The organism is Vagococcus martis (assembly GCF_002026305.1).
Classification (GTDB): Bacteria; Bacillota; Bacilli; order Lactobacillales; family Vagococcaceae; genus Vagococcus; species Vagococcus martis.
On sequence record NZ_MVAB01000001.1, the window covers coordinates 330,625 to 353,383 of the forward strand.

The following is a 22,759-nucleotide window of genomic DNA, read 5'->3' on the forward strand; positions in this document are numbered from 1 at the left end:
GTCCTCTCTTTTCTTATTTAATAATCAATCCCTTAAAATTATAAATAAGAAAATCACATTTGTCGATTAAAATTATTAATTGATTATGTGAACTTGAACTTCTACACTCGTCTGCATATTTTTCTTAGCGGTTGCTAGCATCAAACGAATACGATTTAATTGATTGACTACTGATACCCCAGGATCGTAATCAATCGCTGCGATATTAGCTCCAGGATATTGATGGCGTAATTCTTTGATTACACCTTTACCAACCACATGATTTGGTAAACAGCCGAATGGTTGCATGCACACAATATTATTGACACCTGTTTTAAGTAGATCAATCATCTCGCCCGTCAAGAACCAACCTTCTCCTGTATGATTTCCAATTGATAAGACTTTACTAGCGTCTTCTGCTAACTGTTTAATAGAATGAATGCCTGTAAAACGTTGTGAATTATTTAATGCTTTAGACATTGGTTTCTCTATTTTTTCAATCAATTTTATAGCAAATTCGGCATATGTTTTATTTTTCTTCGGCATACCAAGGTTTTCATATTTCCATATTTGATTGTACAAGGAATAATTCATAAACCCAATTAAATCTGGGACAACAACTTCTGCCCCTTCTTCTTCAAGTAAGCGCACAATATCGTTATTTGCTGTTGGAGAGTATTTAACAAAAATTTCTCCAACTATGCCTACTTTAGGTTTGTTCGTTTCATGTAGTGGTATCGTATCGAAATCTGTGATAATTTGTTTCATGTTTTTATTAAACAATGTCAAAGAACCATTTCGAACATTTTTTTCTACTTTTTTAAGCCATGATTGATGTAGGACATCTATTTCACCTTTATTCATTTCATATGGACGTGTGCGATAAACCAGTCGCTCAAACAAGTCACCATATAAAACAGCCACTGCAATACGTTTTAGCATAGGTAACGTAAACTTAAATCCTGGGTTGGACTCTACCCCTTTATTGCCAAGTGACATTGAAACAACAGGGACTTGGCCAAATCCAGCTTCTTTTAAGGCTTTTCTTAAAAGCGGAATATAGTTTGTTGCACGACACCCACCACCTGTTTGAGTCATCATAACACTGACATTATCTAAATCATACTCACCACTTTGCAAGGCCTCAACAAGTTGCCCAATAGAGATAATCGCTGGGTAACATGCATCATTATTGACAAATTTCAATCCCACGTTAACTGCTTCTTTATCCATCATTGGTAAGCAGACAACATTGTATCCTGATGATTCGAGTGCAATATCAAACAATCCACTTTGATGAATTGGACTTAACATGGGTAATAACAGCGTATGTTTTTTACGCATTTCTTTAGTAAAGACGATTTTTTCTGGCTCTTCAAATTGAATGTTTGGTTGATAATTATTTTTCTCACGCTCTTTCATTGCTGCTTTCAGTGAACGAATACGGATACGAATCGCACCTAAATTTAATCCCTCATCAATCTTCAAAACAGTAAATATCTTGCCATACTTCTCTAGAATTTCTTCCACTTGATCTGTTGTCACGGCATCAATGCCACAACCAAATGAATTTAATTGTACCATTTCTAAATGTTTATTCTTTCCAACTACTTTAGCTGCTGCATACAAACGAGAATGATACACCCACTGGTTCACCACGCGTAAATTATCCATCTCTTCCAAATGAGAAATACTGTCTTCTGTTAAGACGTGGAACCCTTCTTGAGTAATAATTTGTGAGATACCGTGATTGATTTCTGGATCAATATGATAGGGTCTTCCAGCTAACACAATCCCTTTTTCACCTTTTAATGTCAACATACGTAATGTTTCTTCACCTTTAGCTCGGATATCTTCTTTGAACTTCTCTAATTCATCATAACCGTGCATTAAAGCTTGTTTAACTTCTTCAGGTGTGACGTCAAAGTCTTTAAAACATTCATAGAGCACAATAGCCACAGAATCAGGATCCGCTAAGTTTAGAAATGGGTTACGATAATCAACTTTCCCATCTCTTATGTCATCCATATTATTTCGTAAAACATCTGGATAGCTCTGTACAATTGGACAATTAAAATGATTATCCGCTGATTTTTCCTCTTGTCTTTCGAAAATGACACCAGGATAGAAGATTAATGGTACACCATCATCAATTAATGACTGAACATGACCATGTGAAATTTTAGCAGGATAACAGACAGTATCACTAGGAATCGTTTCAATTCCTTTTTCATACACCTCTTTGTTTGAACGCGGTGACAATCTCACCCTGAATCCTAATTCAGTGAAAAAGGTATGCCACAATGGGTAATTTTCATACATATTTAAAACACGAGGTAACCCTACTTCACCACGAGTGACTTCTTTTTTACGTAATGGTTTGTATTTAAACAAACGTTTGTATTTATAATCAACTAAATTTTCTTTTTTATCTTCTTTTTTGACTTTAATTCTGGCACCACGTTCACAACGATTTCCCGTAATAAATTGACGGCCATCTGAAAATAAGGTCACAGTTAACATACAATGGTTTTCACATAAACCACAATCTAGACGATCTTTTTTGACAGATAAGTCATCCAATTCTTCAAGTGATAAAATAGTTGATTCATCGCCTAATTCATAATCTTCTAAAGCAATCAAAGATGCACCAAACGCACCCATAAGACCAGCAATAGATGGTCTCACAACGTCTCGTCCAACGAGTTGTTCAAACGCTCGTAGTACAGATTCATTGTAGAAAGTCCCGCCTTGGCAAACGATTTTTTCACCTAATTCTTCTGGTCTTCGTACTTTGATTACTTTGTATAATGCATTTTTCACGACCGAATAAGATAATCCTGCAGAGATTTCCCCTACAGAAGCTCCTTCTTTTTGAACTTGTTTCACTTTTGAATTCATAAAAACAGTACATTTTGAACCTAAGTCAACTGGGTGGATTGCTTTTAGTGCCATGTCTGCAAAATCTTCAACACCATAGTTAAGCGATTTTGCAAATGATTCAATAAAAGAGCCACAGCCTGAAGAACAAGCTTCATTTAGTTGGATAGATGATAATACACCGTCTTTTATTGTCATAGCCTTCATATCTTGTCCACCAATATCTAAAATAAAATCCACACCAGGATTAAAATAGTTAGCAGACTTATAGTGAGCCACTGTTTCGACCTCACCAATATCAATTTTTAAAGCATGTTGAATTAATTTTTCACCATAACCAGTTATCGCAGATTTAGCAATAAAGGCTTTTTCTGGCAATTGTTTATATACGTCTTTAATAATCCGAATGGTTGTTTCTAAAGGCTCTCCTTCATTATTGCCATAATAGGAATAAAGTAGGTTTCCCTCATCATCAATCAATGTTAATTTTGTTGTAGTCGAACCTGCATCAATTCCTAAAAAGACTGCTCCTTCATATGTGGTTAAATCTTTTTTCCGAACTGATGCTTTATTATGTCGTTCTCTAAAGTCGTTTAATTCTTCAGGTGTTTGAAATAATGGCTCTAAACGATCAGACGTCGATAATTCTGACATGTCCTCTATTTCCAACAAGTGAATTAAATCACTTAATACATTAGCCTTAGACCCTTCAGAATCAAGTGCTGCTCCCATTGCCACAAATAATTGTGGATTGTCTGGGAAAATAACATCTTCATCTTTAATAGCTAATGTTTCGATAAATCGTTGACGTAATTCTGACATAAAGTATAAAGGACCACCTAAAAAGGCAATTTTTCCTTTAATTTTTCGTCCAGAAGCTAACCCTGCGATTGTTTGATTAACAACAGCTTGAAAAATACTTGCTGCAATATCTTCTTTAGCTACCCCTTCATTAATCAATGGTTGCACATCTGTTTTGGCAAATACCCCACATCTTGAAGCAATCGGATAGATGGTATGATAGTTTTTTGCCAGCTCATTGACACCATTAGCATCAGTTTTTAAAAGAGTAGCCATCTGATCGATAAATGCCCCAGTACCCCCAGCACAACTTCCGTTCATTCGCTGTTCCATCGCACCATCAAAAAAGGTGATTTTAGCATCTTCTCCACCTAATTCAATCGCCACATCAGTTTCTGGAATCACTTCCTCTACTGTTTTGGTACAAGCAATTACTTCTTGAATGAAATCAATTTTTAATAAATCAGCAAGCCCAATTCCTCCTGAACCTGTAATATTCATTGTGAGTTCTTGGTCGCCGATAACATCTTTTGCTTCTTTTAGTATTTTAATTGCTGCAGTTTTTACATCGGAATAGTGACGCTCATACTTGGAAAATAAAACGTCATTCTCTTCATTTATCACGACTAATTTTACAGTGGTTGATCCCACATCAATTCCTGAACGTAATGTCATCCATTTTCCCTACTTTCTTTATCTGTTCGCTATAGCCATTTTCAAACCATTTTCATAAATACCAGTTTAAATCAAAAGTCGTAAAAAATCTAGCAAAGACTAGGTAATTATTAGACAATTTTTCACAAAGAAAAAGCATACAGTGACTTAACACTATATGCTTTGTTTTCTTATATTAATATCGTTCCGTATGTTTATTGATAACAATCGAGTTTATCAGCGATAAGAGTAACGATATAAAGACCGCTGCTCCTAAACTCGAGAAAGCAAAATTTTGTTCACCGACTATGACTGAGGTAAATTTTAACATTATTCCATTAATCACGAAACTAAACAAGCCAAACGTGATTAAAGTAATTGGTAATGACAGAATATGAAGAATTGGCTTAACTAAAAAGTTCAATGCCGATAACACAATACTTGCCACAATCGCTACTATAAAACTATTCACGTAAAACATTGATGGAAATAACACTGATAATGAGATAAACGCCAATGTATTAATAATCAGACGTTGAAAATATGTCACTAAAAGTCACTCCAGTCGTCGTCCTCTACTTTTTGTGCTTCTTTACGAGGACGTTTTGCTCTTCCTTTTTTTGTTGATTCTGCATAAGGATGACCGTATCCTTCGTATGGTGAGCGTGTTTGACGCGGTTTATTCGATGCTGGAACGATTAAAGCTAAAATAATATACAACACGATTGGAGAACCAAATGTAAACATGGATAAAATCACATAGATGATTCTCACTAATGTTGGATCGATGTTGAAATATTCTGCAATTCCAGCCAAAGTTCCGGTTAATACTATATTATTATTTGATTTAGTCAATTTTCTATTCATTCTTAATCACTCCATCTATTAGTCATTATCTTTTAAGTAAATACTTCCTGTTGTTGTATTTAAAGATAATTGGATCATTTCTTCTTCTTCACGAACAAATTCAACCATTTGATTCATTCGTTCTTTTTTCTCTTTCAATATCTCAATATCTTCTAAACGATTTTTAATTGAGCCAAAGTTCGTTTGACAATTTGCTTGGATACCTGCTTGTTTAGCAAGGGACACTTTAATATCACCATTTACCACAGTTGCTTTGATTTTTTTAGGTTTTAAATCAGTTGATGTCACTTTAATTGTACCATTAATTAGTGACACACTTGTGTGCTCAATGGATGATTTACTCACCACTTCACCATTAACTGTTTGCCCAATAAAATCAACAATTTCACTATTTTCTACTTTAATGTCACCATTTACACCTTCAACTTCTAACATAGTTGCTTTAATGTCAGAAGCTTTAATTTTACCATTAGTTGATTTTAAGAACACATCACCTAATAACATACCTTCTATTTTAATATCACCATTTAACATTTTTACTGATACATGGTCAAATAGGTGTTTTGGTAAATAAAATTCTAATTCACAATTTAATCGTTTGTTTGGAATTTGGAATGAAATATTCTCTTCATCTACTACGATTTCACTACGTTCGATAAATGCTTCAAATGGCGTGTTATTATTTAATTTACCATAGAACTTAACATTCGCAATAACTTTTACATCTGGTTGGTCCCATGTTTTAAATTTAACTTTACCATTTGCTACTTTTACATCAATTAAGGTTGCCGTGCTATTTGGATATAAAAACTCATGTGTGAATGAATGTGAGCTAACTCCTGGTACTTTAATATTCACATCTTTCCATTCAACATTATCTGACACGGTTGAACTAACAGCATCCACTGTTTTTTTCAAGAATTCACCAAAGTATTTTCCTGCTTCTTCTACTTTGCCTGTTGCTTGATTTATTTTTTCGTTTGTTTGTTCTTTCCACTCTTTTGGAATATCAAAACCTAAAATAGATTCTGTTTCTTGTGTATCACGTCGTTCTTTTTTTATAGATTTTAATTCTTCATTTAACTCAGCTTTTTCAGCAGTTAACTGAACGTCAGTTTCTGTTAAATAGGCTAAATCTTTTTTTAGTTGTTCACGTTCTGCTTCTTTTTCAGGTGTTAATGTTTCCAAATCTTCCATTGTATCAAACACCATTAATTGTTCTTCGATTTCTCGAATGTCTTGTCTTAATCCTTGAATTTCAACAGTTAACTCATCATATTCAACTGATTTTCTATTTTCTTCTTCTGCCAATCTCTCTAATATTTTTTCTAATGCTTCACTGTCGTTATATGTCGTTTCTTTTTTCGCATCAACTGTTGTGTGTTTCACTTGTTTGGCTTCATCATCAATTAATTTTTCATCTTTTTCAGTCGCAATGTTTTCTAATAAAACAAGTGCCTCTTCTGTTGTTAAAATACCTTTTTTAACTAAGTCTAATATTCTTTCACGTTCGTTCATCGTATATCCTCCTCTTAACATCTTTATCTATACATTTCTAACCTACACTCATATTATGTCTCATTTTTATATAAATGTCATAGGACTTGAGATTGATTTATGACTGTATATGAAGACTTATTCCTTTATCATCCTAAAAAAATAAAAACCTTAAAATCAACTTTAAGGACTCTATAATTTCTACTGTTGGTAACACAAGTTACCGACAGTTTTTTGTACACAAAAACATGTGATATCCGTTAGAATGAAATTGCGAAAAAACAAACTAAGGAGGATACCACATGTCATATTCACAGACTATCAAAGATATCTTAAATATACTAGACCTAAATATTATTTTTAATGAAAATTGTTTATCTACTGAAAAAATAAAAGGCGTTTTCTCTCGGATATTCCATGGTTTTTTAGAAGAATCTCCTACATGCTGTCCGCATTGTCAAAGTAATCACTCTAATATTATTAAATGGGGATATACAACTAGCCTAATTAAAATGCCTAGTGTTTCTGAATATGTCACTTATATTAGATTAAAGAAACGTCGTTTCTTTTGTAAAAAATGTGATACGACTTTTGTTTTAGATACCCCTTTTGTTTCTAGAAACAACTCTATTTCTAATAATTTAAAACGTCTCATTGCGAAACAGTTAACCTCTAAACACGCCATGAGTGATATCGCAAAACAAACGAGCGTTTCAACTTCAACTGTCTCTCGCGTATTAAAAGAGTGGTATGAACCGATTAAGAAGTATAGTTATGAACTTCCGTCTGTACTATGTTTTGATGAATTTAAATCTGTTAAAAAAGTAGCTGGTTCAATGAGTTTTATTATGATGAACGGTGAAACAAATGAATTAATTGATATTCTACCTGATCGAAGATTACCAAAAATTGAGAATTATTTTAATGGATTCTCTCTAGCTAATAGAAAACAAGTAAAATATGTCGTTTCAGATATCTATCAACCTTACATTACTTTAACTAAACGAGTGTTCCCTAACGCTAAAGTCGTTTTAGATAAATTTCATCTCGTTCAACATCTCGGCAGGGCATTTCAAAAGATACGGATTAAAAGAATGACTCAATTAAAATGTAAAGATAACGGGGTTATCTATAGACGAATTAAAAAGTATTGGAAATTACTTCAAAAAAGTTATGACAAATTAGATTATATCCAACAGCATTGGCGTCCATCCTTTAAAGCGTATCTTTCTGAAAAAGAATTACTTGAACGCTTACTTACCTATGATTCTAAATTGACAGAGGCTTACAACACCTATCAACAAATTTTAAGAGCGATTCAAACAAAGGATTATTCTTTATTTTTGGAATTAATTAATCAACAAACAGGATTTAAAGAGTTTATTCCTGTTTTCAAAACATTAAAAAAATATCGAGAAGAAATAAAAAAACACCTTTGAAACATCTTATTCAAACGGTCCATTAGAATGTATGAATAACCACATTAAAGTCGTTAAGCGTAATGCCTATGGCATGAGAAGTTTTTATAATTTTAAGCTACGACTATCAATTTGTTTAAAAGAATCTGCCTTTACATCACCAAAAAAGATCTAGAAAACTAAATGCTTTCTAGATCTTAAATTCTAACGTATTAATCCTTACCAACAGTAGTTGACAAAGAGCCACTTTAAGGTTTTTATCTAATAATCATTAAAATGAAAGGATTGAAGAAGGATCGATAAATCCACTCCATAACCCTGAACTAATACCAAAATGCAAGTGGGCACCAGTAGAATTACCAGTTGAACCAACTGTTCCAATTGTTTCACCAGCTTGAACCACTGATCCAACGCTTGTTCCAATACTAGTCATATGCATGTAGTAAGTATATAACCCATTATCATGTAAAATTATTACGTGGTTACCAGCACTTGGATGATAGCTTGCTTCAACAACTTCACCTGCTCTAGATGCTAAAATAGGTGTTCCAGCACCAATTGCTAAATCAATTCCATCATGGTGACTACCTGAATAACCAGTCGGATCAGGTCTTGATCCAAACCCACTAGTAACAGTGTATCCCCCAGCTAACGGTAAAGAAAAACCACCCTGACTTGGTAGAGACACCACTTCATTTGGTTTCTCATCTGACTGATTATTATTACTTTGTCCAATAGCACTAGATGGTTTTGATGGTGAAATGCTATCTTGTGCTTCTAACTGTTTTTCTTCAGCTTCTTTTTGTTCTTTTTTACGTTGCTCTTCTAGCTCTTTCTTAGCCGCTTCTTTTTTTTCAGAAAGTTCTTTTAAGCGTTTTTTATTCTCTTCAGCAATACGTTCTGCTTCTGCTTTTTGTGATTGTAATGCAGATTTATTACCAGATTCTTTTGATAATTCTTTCAGAATCGTTTCTGCTAGAGCAACCTGTGTTGCTTTATTTTGTTCTAATGTTTCTTGTTTTGTTTTTAATTCTTCAGCTGTTTTGTTAACTTCATCAACCTTTTTACTCAAAGTTGCCTTTTTCTTATCAAGAGCTGCTTGATCCTTTTTTTGTGCTTCCATTACATCTTTATTAGCAGAAACTAACTTAGTATAAGCAACTGTACGACTCAACGCATCTGATATTGATTCAGAATCTAACACAATATTCATTAAATCCTGGTCTTCCTGATTTATTTGTGCTGATCTTGCTTGATTTTCAATTTGTTTGTTACGTTTTTCGATGATTACTTTTAATTCATCAATTTCTTTTGTTAATTCATTAATCTCTTTTTCTAATGACGCTTTTTCCGCTAAAACCTTATCTATATCTGCATCCATTTTACTAATTGTAGCATTCAGTTCTTCTAACGATTTATCTGATTCATTTTTCTTTGATGTTAAGTCATCTATTTTTTTTGCGTATTTTCTATTTTTTTATCAACAGTCTCAGCTGTAATAACTGCTGGGCAGACAAATCCAGATAGTGTTGTGGTTAATAAGGTTACGGCAATGGCTTTTTTTAATCTCATCTATCATTTAACTCCAATTCTATCTTTATTTATACTATAAACTATAACATAGTTTATTCATACTTTTGTTACAAAAAAATTACATTTTTTAAGTGACTGTCATTTTCTTGAGATTTACTGTCACATAATAAAATAGCATAAAAAAACCGTTATAAAATAACGATTTTTTTTATGCTGTTAATTGTGTTTTTGCTTGGTCAATTTGTTGTAAAACTTGCATAAATCCTGTCCCACCATAACTATTGCGTCTTTCAACTGCCGTTTTAGATTGTAATACGTCATAAATATCGTCTTCTATCAAGTCAGATAATTCTTTATAACGGGACAATGGAACGTCTTGTAAAAAGTTTCCTACTCGCGTACATTCTAAGACAAGAGAGCCTACAATTTCGTGTGCTTTTCTAAAAGGAATCCCTTTAGTTGCTAGATAATCAGCTAGTTCAGTCGCATTTGAAAAATCTTTTTCTGTCGAATGCAACATTCTTTCTTCATTGACTGTCATACTTTCTAACATGCCTGCCAATATATCAATTGATACCGAAATTGTCTCCACTGTATCAAACATACCTTCTTTATCTTCTTGCAAATCTTTATTATATGCTAAAGGAAGTGACTTCATCACTGTTAAAAGTGAAAACAGATTACCATAAACTCTACCTGTTTTACCACGGATTAACTCTGCCATATCAGGATTTTTTTTCTGCGGCATAATAGAAGAGCCTGTAGAAAAGGTATCTGATAACGTAATATATTGAAATTCATTCGAACACCATGATACAAGTTCTTCACAAATTCGAGACATGTGCATCATTAGTAAACTCGCATTCGATAAAAACTCTACAATAAAATCACGATCAGATACAGCGTCTAACGAATTGGCATAAATTGCTTCAAACCCCATTAACTCCGCAGTCAATTCTCTATCAATCGGAAAGGTTGTTCCTGCTAGAGCTGCAGCACCTAATGGCGAAATATCAGTATGCGAAATATTAAATTCAAAACGCTCACTGTCACGAGTAAACATACTATAATATGCCATAAAGTAGTGACCTAAAGAAATCGGTTGAGCGTGTTGCAGATGAGTATACCCTGGCATGATCGTTTCAATATGTTTCTCGGCAAGAGTCACTAATACGTGGCGCAAATGACTTAGTTTTTCAATGATATCACCTAAATGATATTTTAGGTAAAGATGCATGTCAGTTGCAACTTGATCATTTCGTGAACGAGCAGTGTGCAACTTTCCTGCAACTGCTCCTACTTTTTGAGTTAACAATACTTCGATATTCATATGAATGTCTTCATTCGTCACATCAAACACAAGTTTTCCTTCATGGTACTCTGCTAATAACTCTTCTAAACCTTTAACTAATGTTTCAGCTTCTACTAAATCAATGATGCCAGTTTGCCCAAGCATTTTTGCATGTGCAATTGACCCTTTAATATCGAACTCTGCCATTTTTTGGTCAAACGTGATAGATGCACCAAACTCTTCAACCCAACTCTCTAAACTTTGTTCAAATCTACCGCCCCATAGTTTTTCATTTTTCATTGAATTACTCCTTTGGGTCATTGACTTCTGCATTAACTTTTGTTGGTAAGCCCCATAATTTGATAAAACCAATGGCAGCATCTTGATCAAATGTATCTGCACTTGTATAAGTTGCTAAGTTTTCATCATATAATGAGTTTGGTGATTTTCTTGCGACAACTGTGGCATTGCCTTTGTATAATTTCACTTTAGCTGTTCCATTCACCACTTTTTGCGTTTCTTTAATATACGCCAAAATTGCTTGAGTGGCTGGATTAAACCATAAAGCATTATAAATTAAGTTTGATAATTCATTTTCTAAGATTGGTTTAAAGTGAGATACTTCGCGAACCAATGTTAAATCTTCAATCTCTTTGTGAGTAGTTAATAATGTAATAGCTCCTGGGCACTCATATATTTCACGAGATTTAATACCAACTAAACGATTTTCTACGTGGTCAATTCGTCCAACACCATGTTTACCTGCCAATACATTTAATTCTTGAATTAACTCTGCTAAGCTATATTTTTTCCCATTGATACTTACTGGTACACCTTGTTCGAACGTAATGTCCACATACTCAGGTGTGACTGGTGCATTCTCTGGAGAAACAGTTAAAGCATATGCTTCTTCTGGTGCTTCATTCCAAGGATTTTCTAATACACCACATTCATTCGCACGTCCCCATAAGTTTTGGTCAACAGAATACGGATTGTCTAAATCAGCTGGAACTGGTACACCATTTTCTTTTGCATAATTAATTTCTTCTTCACGAGACCATTTCCATTCACGAACTGGAGCAATCACTTTAAGTTTGGGATCCAGTGAAGCAATTGCGACTTCAAAACGAACTTGGTCGTTCCCTTTTCCTGTACAACCATGAGCAATCACTGTTGCATCAACTTGATGAGCTAATTCAACTAATTTTTTTGAAATTAACGGACGACTTAAGGCTGAAACTAATGGGTATTTTTGTTCGTAGTAAGCATGTGCTTGTAAAGCTGGTAAAACAAACCCCGTCGCAAACTCTTCACGAACATCAATCACATATGATTCAATAGCACCAACTGTCAACGCTTTTTCTTTAATAAAATCTAAATCTTTCCCTTCACCTACATCTAAACACACTGCAACTACATCATAATCTTTTTTTAACCAACTAATTGCAACAGATGTATCTAATCCACCAGAATAGGCTAAAACTACTTTTTCTTTTGTCATATTATTTTCCTCCATTTACACTCTTTAAATTATGTTCAATATTATCCGTTTTAAAACGTAAAGTCACCATATTTATTCATAAATGAATGTAAAAATTAATATTTACCCATTTAAAGCCTATTTTGATGGATATTACTTTGATTTAAATGCATAAAAAAATCCATTAAGATAGTTATTAGATATCTTAATGGATTTTTTATTATTCATCTTCGTGCATCGTTGCAGCTAATTCGGAAATTTTTCCAGTTCGTAAGTAGATGATCCACTCACAAATATTACATACATAGTCACCAATTCTCTCTAAATAACCAGCAACTTGTAAATAATCAGCACCAACAATAACCGTTTCAGTGTCTTGTTCCATTGCTTTAATTGAATGACGATAAATTGACTTGAAGTAATCATTCGTCACACGATCACTTTGTGCTATGGTAATAGCTTTATCACTGTCAGTATGAATATATGCATCTAAAACTGAGCTCACCATCCCCATAACGTGTGTCGCCATGTCAGAAATCTCATCTTCGATAGACAGAACACGTTTTGTTCCTTTTAGACGAATCGTTGCCTTAGCAATCGATACAGCATGGTCTCCCATTCTTTCTAGGTCAGAACTTGCTTTCATAATAGTCACAATTCGTCTTAAGTCCGTCGTAACAGGTTGTTGCAGAGCAATCATCTCAAAACTTTTCTTTTCTAATCCTAATTCTTGTGCATTAATCTCACCATCTGCTGTAATCACTTCTTTAGCTAATGATTTATCATGATCGATAAATGCACGAACAGAATTACTAATGGCTAAATTAACATCATTTCCCATTTTTTCAAATTTATCATGTAAATTCTGTAAGTCTTCTTCAAACTGGCTTCTAAGCATCTTTTCATCCCCTTTATTATCTATTTATCTGATCGATTATCCAAATTTACCCGTAATATAATCTTCCGTTTCTTTTTCACCTGGATTTAAAAATATTTTCTTTGTCTTATCATACTCAATTAAATCACCGTTTAAAAAGAAAGCTGTTTTATCAGAAATACGTGATGCTTGCTGCATGTTATGTGTCACCATAATCATTGTATAATCATTCTTTAATTCTAACAACATATTTTCTATTTTACCACTAGAAACCGGATCAAGAGCACTAGTTGGCTCATCCAGTAAAATCACTTCAGGCTGAACAGCTAGTACACGTGCAATACACACTCGTTGTTGCTGTCCTCCTGATAAAGAAAGAGCACTCTTATTTAATTTATCCTTTACATCGTCCCATACAGCTGCAGCTTTTAAACTTTCTTCAACTATTCGATCTAATTCTTCTTTTGTATGTTTTCCTTCTAAACGTAATCCGTAAATAACATTTTCATAAATACTAAAAGGAAATGGATTAGGTTGTTGGAATACCATTCCTATTTGTTTTCTCAAAGTGACAATATCCGTTTTAGGACTATAAATATCATTATTTTTATAAGTTACTTTCCCTGTAATTGTAACAGACGGGATTAAGTCGTTCATACGATTCAACGTTCTTAAAAATGTAGATTTTCCACAACCAGATGGGCCAATTAATGCAGTAATTCCACCTTGATCAAAGTCCATTGTAATTCCCTTTAATGCCTCATTTTTCCCATAATATAAATGCAAATCGTTTGATTCTATTATTGACATAACGTTCCTCCTTAACCAAAGTGACCTGAAACATAATCTTCAGTGGCTTGTATTTTTGGTCGCGTAAAGATTTTTTTCGTTTGATCATATTCTAATACTTTTCCCATATAAAAGAACGCAGTATAGTCACTAATACGAGATGCTTGTTGCATATTATGCGTAACAATGACAATCGTATAGTCTTCTTTTAAGTTAATCAATGTCTCTTCTACTTTACTAGTAGAAATAGGATCTAGTGCACTAGCAGGCTCATCTAATAGCAAAATATCTGGTTTCATGGCAATCGCACGTGCAATACACAATCTCTGCTGTTGTCCTCCTGATAAAGCTAACGCACTTTTATGCAGATTATCTTTTACTTGATCCCATAATGCTGCCTGTTTCAAACTTGTCTCTACGACTTCATCCAATATTTTTTTATCTTTTTGTCCGTGACGTTTTAAAGCAAAGGTAATATTTTCATAAATGGACTTACTGAAAGGATTAGGTCTTTGAAAAACCATCCCGATATGTTTTCTCATCTCATAAACATCTACTCTCGATGAATTGATATCGGTATTTTTATAAATAATATCACCTGTTACTTTCGTGCCATCAATTTGATCATTCATACGATTTAAAGAACGCAAATATGTTGATTTACCACAACCTGAAGGACCAATAAGTGAGGTGATTTTATTTTTTTCGAATTGTAATGATACTCCTTTTATAGCTTCATTTGTACCATACCAAACATGTATATCTTTTGTTTCTAATGCAATATCTTGCTCATTCTCATTCAGTTTTATAATATGCGTATCATCAGTGTTATAAGTTTTCATCTAAATCCCCAATCTAAGCTGATGTAATTTTTTTGTGCAATTTTTTACCTAAGAAGCGTGCTAGAAAGTTAAATAATAAAACAGCGATAATTAAAACAGCTGAAGCCCCTGCTGATACTTGAGGCCCATCTGGCATATTTCCCTCACTATTAATCTTCCAAATATGGACCGCTAATGTTTCTGCTTGTCTAAAGATATTTAATGGACTAGAAATACTTAATGGATTCCAATTTGTAAAGTCTAATGCCGGAGCACTTTGTCCAGCTGTGTAAATTAATGCAGCGGCTTCACCAAAGATACGACCTGCTCCTAAAATAACGCCTGTTAAAATACCTGGTAGTGCTTCAGGAATCACGACACGTGTCACAGTTTCCCATCTTGATAAACCAAGAGCTAATCCAGCTTCTCGTTGTGTATAGTGAACAGCTTTTAAAGATTCTTCTACGTTTCTTGTTAAAAGTGGTAAATTGAAAAATGTTAATGCTAACGCTCCTGAAATAATTGAAAAACCTAAGCCAGCTTGAATAACAAAAATCAAGAAACCAAACAAACCAACAACAACTGAAGGAAGCGAACTTAGTACCTCAATGGCTGTACGGATGGCGTTGGTAAAAAAGTTTTTCTTGGCATACTCTGATAAATAAATACCAGCTCCTAATGAGATAGGAATACTAATTAACATTGTAATGATTAATAAATAGAACGAGTTAAACAACTGAATACCTATTCCACCACCTGCTTGAAAGCTTTTAGAAGGTGTTGTTAAAAAACTCCAGCTGATATGGGGTAAACCACGACCTAAAATATACAAAATTAAGCTAGCTAAGATTAATGTAATAACACCGGCAATAGCGTATAACACACCTGTTGCGATTTTATCTGCTTTTTTAGCATTCATTATTTCATTTCTCCTTTTTTACCAATTAGTCGCGTTACAATATTAAAAAATAGAGACATTAATAACAATAGTAAAGCTAATGACCAAAGTGCATTATTTTCCAGTGTTCCCATAACAGTATTACCAATTCCCATAGTTAATACACTTGTAAGAGTTGATGCTGGTGTGATTAAATTATGTGGCATAAGTGACGCATTACCAATAACCATTTGAATCGCTAATGCTTCACCAAATGCTCGTGCCATACCAAATACAACTGCTGTTAAAATCCCCGGTACCGCTGCTCTTAATACAACTTTATAAATTGTTTGCCAACGCGTTGCTCCTAAGGCTAATGACGCTTCTCGATAATGTCGAGGGACTGCTCTTAGGGCATCTACTGTCATAGAGGTTACAGTTGGTAAAATCATAACAAATAAAACAAACGTACCAGCTAAAATACCAAAACCAGATCCACCAAACACACTACGAACAGCTGGTACTACAACTGATAAGCCGATAAAGCCATAAACAACTGATGGAATACCAACTAATAACTCAATAACTGGTTGCAATACTTTTGTTCCAAGTTTAGGCGATATCTCCGTCATAAAAACTGCTGCTCCTATGGCAAAAGGCGTTGCGATAATCGCTGATAAAAGAGTGACGATAAACGATCCTGCAATCATTGGTAATGCTCCTACCAATGGCTTACCAGATTCACTCACTGATCCTGGATTCCATTCCTTTCCAAAAAGGAAATCAAAGACATTTACTTTGTCTTTAAAGAACGTTGCCAATCCCTTACTTGCGACAAAATAAAATATTGCGACAACAACAACAACAATAAATAAAATGGCGATAAAACTAATCGTCTTACCAAATTGTTCCAACTTTGCTTTTTTCGATTTTTTTAGCAACTTGCTTTGAATATCTTCCAAAAATTTATCCTCCTATGAAACAACAATTTTTATTTGGAAATTTTTTGAATATTACCTTCAACATCGCGTTCCACTTGCATCTGTGAAACGGGTATATAACCTAGTTGAGGGACAATATCCTCTTGTACTTCATCTGACAACATATACTCTAGAAAATCTTTTGTTAAGCCTTCAGGTTTTCCTTTTGTATACATATGTTCATAAGACCAGATAGTCCATTTATTGTCTTTAACATTGTCTTCAGTTGGTTTAACCCCATCAATATTTAATGTCGCAACATCTTTTGTTACATAAGAAAACGCAACATAACTAATTGCACCTGGTGTTGTGCTGACGATTTGACGAACCATTCCAGTTGAATCTTGTTCTTGAGATCCTTTTGGCTGTTTTCCGTCTAATACCCATTGTTCAAATGTGTGACGACTACCACTTCCTGCAGCACGATTAATCAAAACGACATCTTGATCTTTTCCGCCAACTTCCCTCCAATTTGTAATTTCACCTGTAAATATTTTTCTTAAATTTTCCATTGTAATGTCTGAAACGCCAACTTCTTTATTGACAATTGGTGTCAAGCCAACAATAGCAACTTTATGGTCAACTAATAGTTTACTGTCAATACCTTCTTTTTCTTCTGCAAATAAATCTGAATCACCTATTTGTACGGCTCCGGCTTGAACTTGACTTAGTACAGTTCCACTACCACCACCTTGTACATTAATAAATTTACCTAAATGATTACTACTATATTGTTCACCAGCAGCCTCAACAAGTGGTTGCATGGCAGACGATCCAACAGCATTTATCGATTCTCCATTATCAACTGCTCCACATCCAGTAACAGTCAGTATGAATCCAACTGATGCGATCATTTTTAACACTCTTTTCACGAATGTCCCCCCTAAATTTTTACAAAAAATTTACATATTGAAATAGTTCCTGACTTATCTCATGATAAACATATAATTTAGTAACATAAATTGCAAGTCTTTTTACATTTAATTTACAATGTAAACGCTTTACAAAAATTATATTAAAAACAAACAAAAAACTCTCATAAAATAACAAAAAACGATAGAAAATATTCTACCGTTTTCAATATACTTCTCTAAAACATTAACGTTCCATCACTTCTTTTAAATAATACCCTGTGTAACTTTCTTCTACTTTAATGATTTCCTCAGGTGTTCCAGTAGCTACGATTGTTCCACCACCATCTCCGCCTTCTGGACCTAAATCAATGACGTAGTCTGCTGTTTTTATGACGTCTAGATTATGTTCAATAACTAGGACAGTATTTCCACTATCTACCAAACGATTTAGCACTTCAAGTAAGCGACTGATATCTTCAGTGTGAAGTCCTGTTGTTGGTTCATCTAAAATATAGAAATTTTTACCTGACGAGCGTTTATGTAACTCACTTGCTAGTTTCATACGTTGCGCTTCTCCACCAGATAGGGTAGTTGCTGATTGACCTAGTTTGACATAACCAAGTCCGACATCAACAATCGTTTGAAGTTTTCGATGAATTTTAGGAATTGCTTGGAAAAATTCCACGGCATCTTCCACTGTCATTTCTAAAATCTCAGCAATGTTTTTTCCTTTATATCGAACTTCTAACGTTTCAGAATTATAGCGTTGTCCATGACACACTTCACATGGTACATAAACATCTGGTAAGAAATGCATTTCGATTTTGATGATTCCATCACCTCGACATGCTTCACATCTTCCGCCTTTCACATTAAAACTGAAGCGACCCTTTTTATAACCACGTGTTTTAGCTTCATTTGTTTTAGCAAATAAATCACGTATGTCATCAAACACACTCGTATAAGTTGCTGGATTACTTCGTGGTGTTCGTCCAATCGGGCTTTGGTCAATATCAATGATTTTTTCAATCGATTCATAGCCTGTAATCTTATCAAACTTACCAGGTTTAGCCGAATTATGATTAATTTTTTGAGCCAGAGCTTTCTTTAAAATTGTGTTAACTAGTGTACTCTTACCAGAACCAGACACACCAGTAACTGCGACAAATTTACCCATTGGAAACTCAACAGATAGATTTTTCAAGTTGTTTTCTTTTGCACCAGTGATTTTCACACTTTCTCCATTACCTTTACGTCGTTCTTTCGGCACGTTAATTTTTCTCTTACCGGATAAATATTGACCTGTCAGTGAGTTTTTATCTTTTTCAACTTCTTCAGGCGTACCTGCTGAAATAATTTGTCCACCCTGTTCTCCTGCTCCAGGTCCGATGTCAATTAAATAATCAGCTGCCCTCATTGTATCTTCATCATGTTCTACCACAACTAATGTATTACCTAAATCACGCATCTTTTTCAATGAATCAATCAAACGATTATTGTCTCGTTGATGCAACCCAATAGATGGCTCATCTAAAATGTATAAAACCCCTGAAAGATTTGAACCAATTTGGGTTGCTAAACGAATACGTTGTGCTTCTCCACCAGACAGTGTTCCGGCTGAACGGCTAAGAGTCAAATAGCCTAATCCAACGTTTTCTAAGAAACTCAATCTATCTCTAATTTCCTTTAAAATTGGTTGTGAAATCATGGTATCTTGTTCGCCAAAATTTAGCTCAGACATATAGTTTAACGAATGATTCACCGATAATTCACTAATTTCTCCAATATGTTTTCCATCTATTTTCACTGATAAAGCTTCTTTATTTAAACGATAGCCCTGACACGTTTCACATGTTAATTCCGTCATGTATAGCTTCATTTGTTCTCTCGTGTAATCACTATTTGTTTCGTGATAACGGCGATTTATATTAGTCAAAATCCCTTCAAATGGAATATCAACATCACGCACGCCACCAAATTCGTTTTTATAATGAAAATGGAAAGTCTTTTCTCCTGATCCTCTAAATAATAATTCCTTTTGCTCTTTAGTTAGATCTTTAAATGGTGTATCAAAATCAATGCCAAATTGCTCGCAAGCTTGCTCTAACATATTGGGGTAATAATTTGAGCTGATTGGATTCCACGGTGTAATTGCCCCTTCACGTAATGTTTTAGTATCATCAGGCACAACTAAATCAGCATCAACCTCTAATTTAACACTCAATCCATCACACTCTGGACACGCTCCAAACGGTGTGTTAAACGAGAACAATCGAGGCTCAATATCTCCAACTGTAAAGCCACAATAAGGACAAGCATAATGTTCGCTAAATAGCATCTCTTCTTGATCCATGACATCAACCAATACATAACCGTCTGCTAATCGTAAGGCAAGTTCAAGTGAGTCAAATAGTCTTGAGCGAACCCCATCTTTTATCACAATACGGTCAACAATGATTTCGACATCATGCTTTTTATTTTTTTCTAACTCTGGTACTTCAGAAATGTCAAAGGTTTCCCCATCAACTCTCACTCGGACAAACCCATCTTTTTTGATTTTTTCAAATACTTTTTTGTGTTGTCCTTTTTTTCCACGAATGAGTGGTGCTAGAATTTGAATTCTCGTTCTTTCTTCTAACTCTAACAACTTATCTGTCATTTGTTCCGGAGATTGACTACTAATTTTCGTGCCATCATTTGGACAAATAGGCTCACCTACTCGAGCAAATAATAGTCTTAAATAATCATTTATCTCTGTGACGGTCCCAACCGTTGAACGTGGATTTTTACTCGTTGTTTTTTGGTCGATTGAAATGGCTGGGCTCAACCCATCAATACTATCAACATCTGGCTTGTCCATTTGCCCTAAAAATTGTCGTGCGTATGACGACAAACTTTCGACATAACGACGCTGACCTTCAGCGTATAACGTGTCAAATGCTAAGGAACTTTTTCCTGATCCAGAAAGTCCAGTAATCACGACTAGTTTATCTCTTGGAATTGTTACATCTATATTTTTTAAATTATGTGCTCTTGCACCATGTATCACTATTTTGTCATTTGCCATCTGATTTATCTCCTATTTACCTGCTTTTAATTCGAGTAATGTGTCTCTAAGTGTTGCCGCTTTTTCAAAGTCTAACGCTTTAGCCGCATCCTTCATTTGTAGTTCGATATCTAATAAAACAGCTTCTTTACCTTCTCTATCCATTGCATTATATTGATCTTTGATAGATACTGTTTCGACTGACTCATCTTCACTCTCTTTTGTAATGCGAATCAAATCACGAATATCTTTCTTAATCGTTTTTGGTACAATACCATGTTCGGCATTATATTCTTCCTGAATGGTACGACGACGACTTGTTTCAGACATCGCTCGCTCCATTGAGTCTGTAATCTTGTCTGCATACATAATAACTTTACCATCGGCGTTTCTTGCCGCACGTCCAATCGTTTGAATAAGTGAGCGTTCACTACGTAGGAACCCTTCTTTATCAGCATCAAGTATCGCAACAAGTGAGACTTCTGGGACGTCTAATCCTTCACGCAATAAGTTAATCCCAATTAAAACGTCAAATTCACCTAATCTTAAATCACGAATAATTTCTGTTCTTTCTAGTGTTTTTATGTCACTATGTAAATATTTTACTTTAATTCCTAATTCTTTAAAGTAATCCGTTAAGTCCTCTGACATTTTTTTAGTCAATGTTGTAATAAACACGCGTTCATTTCTTTCTACACGTTCATATATTTCACCGACTAAATCATCAATTTGCCCCATGATTGGCCTTACTTCAATCACTGGATCAAGTAATCCAGTTGGCCTAATAATTTGTTCTACAATATCATCTGTTTGTTCCATTTCATATGGCCCAGGAGTAGCAGACACATACATAATTTGGTCCACTTTTTCTTCAAATTCTTCTAATCTAAGTGGTCGGTTATCCAACGCACTAGGTAATCTAAACCCATAGTCCACTAACATTTGTTTTCTCGCTCTATCCCCGTTATACATGCCCCTAATTTGTGGCATCGTCACGTGGGATTCATCAACCATAATCAAAAAATCATCAGGAAAGAAGTCAATCAATGTAAATGGTGCTTCTCCTTCGCTTCGACCATCCATATGTCGTGAATAGTTTTCAATACCAGAACAATAGCCCATCTCACGCATCATTTCGATATCATAGTTCGTCCTTTGTTCTAATCGTTGAGCTTCTAATAATTTTTCTTCACTTCTTAATTCTTTAAGTCTGTCATCTAATTCTTTTTGGATTTTAGCGATGGCTTCTTCTAAATGCTCTTCGTTTGTCACAAAGTGTGTCGCAGGGAAAATTGCTATGTGCTCTCTATCACCAATAATTTCACCTGTTAAGGCATTAAACTCTCTAATGCGGTCAATTTCATCACCAAAAAATTCAATTCTTAAAGCAAAGTCATCTTTTGACGCTAAAAATATCTCAACCACATCACCACGTACACGGAAACGCCCACGCTGAAAATCTATGTCATTGCGCTCAAATTGAATATCAACTAAATTTCTAAGTAGTTGATCGCGTTCCATTTCCATTCCTTCACGTAAAGAAAGAACCTGATTTTGATACTCTCTAGGATCTCCCAATCCATAAATACAAGACACAGATGCCACGACAATCACATCATTTCTCTCTAATAGGGAACTGGTCGCTGAATGGCGTAATTTATCAATCTCATCATTGACACTCGAGTCTTTTTCAATATACGTATCACTTGAAGGAACATAGGCTTCCGGTTGGTAGTAATCATAATAGCTCACGAAATACTCTACTGCGTTATTTGGAAAAAATTCTTTAAACTCACTATATAGTTGTCCGGCAAGTGTTTTGTTATGCGCAATAATCAGAGTTGGTTTGTTAACTTCTTTAATTACATTAGACATGGTAAATGTTTTGCCAGAACCTGTTACTCCCATTAATATTTGGGATTTTTCATTATCTTCTATATTCTTTACTAATTGCTTAATCGCTTCCGGCTGATCCCCAGCTGGTTCGTATCTTGACACTAAATCAAAGGTATGGTTTGTTTGTCTATCAATCATGCTGAAACTCCTTTAGATTTACTTATTTTCTCAATTTTATCATACCGAACATACTTTCGCAAAACAGTTCGCATTGGAAAA

General features: G+C 34.5%; 18 protein-coding genes. 2 read left to right on the forward strand and 16 right to left on the reverse strand.

Features of this window, described 5'->3' with window-relative positions; all coding sequences use genetic code 11:
* Nucleotides 1-75: 75 nt before the first annotated feature.
* From BW731_RS01675 to liaX, 4 genes are all read right to left on the reverse strand, one after another.
* Entirely contained in the window at nucleotides 76-4,335 is a 4,260-nt protein-coding gene (locus BW731_RS01675) for a 2-hydroxyacyl-CoA dehydratase (RefSeq protein ID WP_079345136.1), read from the reverse strand.
* Between the two features lie 175 nt (nucleotides 4,336-4,510).
* Nucleotides 4,511-4,864, reverse strand: a complete 354-nt coding sequence (locus BW731_RS01680) for a phage holin family protein (protein ID WP_079345138.1) — start codon at nucleotides 4,862-4,864, stop codon at nucleotides 4,511-4,513.
* Nucleotides 4,864-5,181 (reverse strand): PspC domain-containing protein, encoded by a 318-nt coding sequence (locus tag BW731_RS01685; protein ID WP_079345140.1) that lies wholly within the window; start codon nucleotides 5,179-5,181, stop codon nucleotides 4,864-4,866. The genes BW731_RS01680 and BW731_RS01685 overlap by 1 nt, the downstream gene beginning before the upstream one ends.
* Nucleotides 5,182-5,199: 18 nt before the next feature.
* Nucleotides 5,200-6,699 carry a daptomycin-sensing surface protein LiaX gene (liaX, locus tag BW731_RS01690; protein WP_079345142.1) on the reverse strand — a complete coding sequence of 500 codons (1,500 nt, stop codon included), beginning with the start codon at nucleotides 6,697-6,699 and terminating at the stop codon, nucleotides 5,200-5,202.
* A 281-nt stretch (nucleotides 6,700-6,980) separates the two neighbouring features.
* Here liaX and BW731_RS12430 point away from each other — a divergent pair, with 281 nt between their 5' ends.
* Complete coding sequence (locus BW731_RS12430; protein ID WP_143592715.1) at nucleotides 6,981-8,117, forward strand: ISL3 family transposase; 1,137 nt, start codon at nucleotides 6,981-6,983, stop codon at nucleotides 8,115-8,117.
* A 31-nt stretch (nucleotides 8,118-8,148) separates the two neighbouring features.
* Nucleotides 8,149-8,271 carry a transposase gene (locus tag BW731_RS12960; protein WP_269844044.1) on the forward strand — a complete coding sequence of 41 codons (123 nt, stop codon included), beginning with the start codon at nucleotides 8,149-8,151 and terminating at the stop codon, nucleotides 8,269-8,271.
* Between the two features lie 96 nt (nucleotides 8,272-8,367).
* On the opposite strand, the gene BW731_RS01705 is transcribed toward BW731_RS12960, so the two are convergent.
* The 12 genes from BW731_RS01705 to uvrB all read right to left on the reverse strand — a co-directional run bounded on the left by BW731_RS01705 (nucleotide 8,368) and on the right by uvrB (nucleotide 22,678).
* Nucleotides 8,368-9,477, reverse strand: coding sequence for a M23 family metallopeptidase (locus BW731_RS01705; RefSeq protein ID WP_079345144.1), 1,110 nt, complete (start codon nucleotides 9,475-9,477; stop codon nucleotides 8,368-8,370).
* A 68-nt stretch (nucleotides 9,478-9,545) separates the two neighbouring features.
* Nucleotides 9,546-9,668 (reverse strand): hypothetical protein, encoded by a 123-nt coding sequence (locus BW731_RS12965; protein ID WP_269844045.1) that lies wholly within the window; start codon nucleotides 9,666-9,668, stop codon nucleotides 9,546-9,548.
* Nucleotides 9,669-9,837: 169 nt separating this feature from the next.
* Nucleotides 9,838-11,220: an argininosuccinate lyase gene (gene argH, locus BW731_RS01710; protein WP_079345146.1), complete on the reverse strand. Its 1,383-nt coding sequence runs from the start codon at nucleotides 11,218-11,220 to the stop codon at nucleotides 9,838-9,840.
* Nucleotides 11,221-11,224: 4 nt separating this feature from the next.
* Nucleotides 11,225-12,421: an argininosuccinate synthase gene (locus BW731_RS01715; RefSeq protein ID WP_079345148.1), complete on the reverse strand. Its 1,197-nt coding sequence runs from the start codon at nucleotides 12,419-12,421 to the stop codon at nucleotides 11,225-11,227.
* A gap of 199 nt (nucleotides 12,422-12,620) precedes the next feature.
* Nucleotides 12,621-13,298 carry a phosphate signaling complex protein PhoU gene (phoU, locus tag BW731_RS01720; RefSeq protein WP_079345150.1) on the reverse strand — a complete coding sequence of 226 codons (678 nt, stop codon included), beginning with the start codon at nucleotides 13,296-13,298 and terminating at the stop codon, nucleotides 12,621-12,623.
* 36 nt (nucleotides 13,299-13,334) lie between these two features.
* Nucleotides 13,335-14,087 (reverse strand): phosphate ABC transporter ATP-binding protein PstB, encoded by a 753-nt coding sequence (pstB, locus tag BW731_RS01725; protein WP_079345152.1) that lies wholly within the window; start codon nucleotides 14,085-14,087, stop codon nucleotides 13,335-13,337.
* Nucleotides 14,088-14,098: 11 nt separating this feature from the next.
* Nucleotides 14,099-14,908, reverse strand: coding sequence for a phosphate ABC transporter ATP-binding protein PstB (gene pstB, locus BW731_RS01730; RefSeq protein WP_071456632.1), 810 nt, complete (start codon nucleotides 14,906-14,908; stop codon nucleotides 14,099-14,101).
* Nucleotides 14,909-14,921: 13 nt separating this feature from the next.
* Nucleotides 14,922-15,806, reverse strand: coding sequence for a phosphate ABC transporter permease PstA (gene pstA, locus BW731_RS01735; RefSeq protein ID WP_071456631.1), 885 nt, complete (start codon nucleotides 15,804-15,806; stop codon nucleotides 14,922-14,924).
* Nucleotides 15,806-16,726 carry a phosphate ABC transporter permease subunit PstC gene (pstC, locus tag BW731_RS01740; protein ID WP_079345154.1) on the reverse strand — a complete coding sequence of 307 codons (921 nt, stop codon included), beginning with the start codon at nucleotides 16,724-16,726 and terminating at the stop codon, nucleotides 15,806-15,808. Before pstC ends, pstA begins: the two co-directional genes overlap by 1 nt.
* Before the next feature lie 29 nt (nucleotides 16,727-16,755).
* Entirely contained in the window at nucleotides 16,756-17,598 is an 843-nt protein-coding gene (locus BW731_RS01745) for a phosphate ABC transporter substrate-binding protein PstS family protein (RefSeq protein ID WP_198931952.1), read from the reverse strand.
* Nucleotides 17,599-17,842: 244 nt separating this feature from the next.
* The gene (gene uvrA / locus BW731_RS01750) at nucleotides 17,843-20,665 is read right to left on the reverse strand and encodes an excinuclease ABC subunit UvrA (protein ID WP_079345158.1); all 2,823 of its coding nucleotides are present in this window, start codon (nucleotides 20,663-20,665) and stop codon (nucleotides 17,843-17,845) included.
* A gap of 12 nt (nucleotides 20,666-20,677) precedes the next feature.
* Entirely contained in the window at nucleotides 20,678-22,678 is a 2,001-nt protein-coding gene (uvrB, locus tag BW731_RS01755) for an excinuclease ABC subunit UvrB (protein WP_079345160.1), read from the reverse strand.
* Nucleotides 22,679-22,759: the final 81 nt, after the last annotated feature.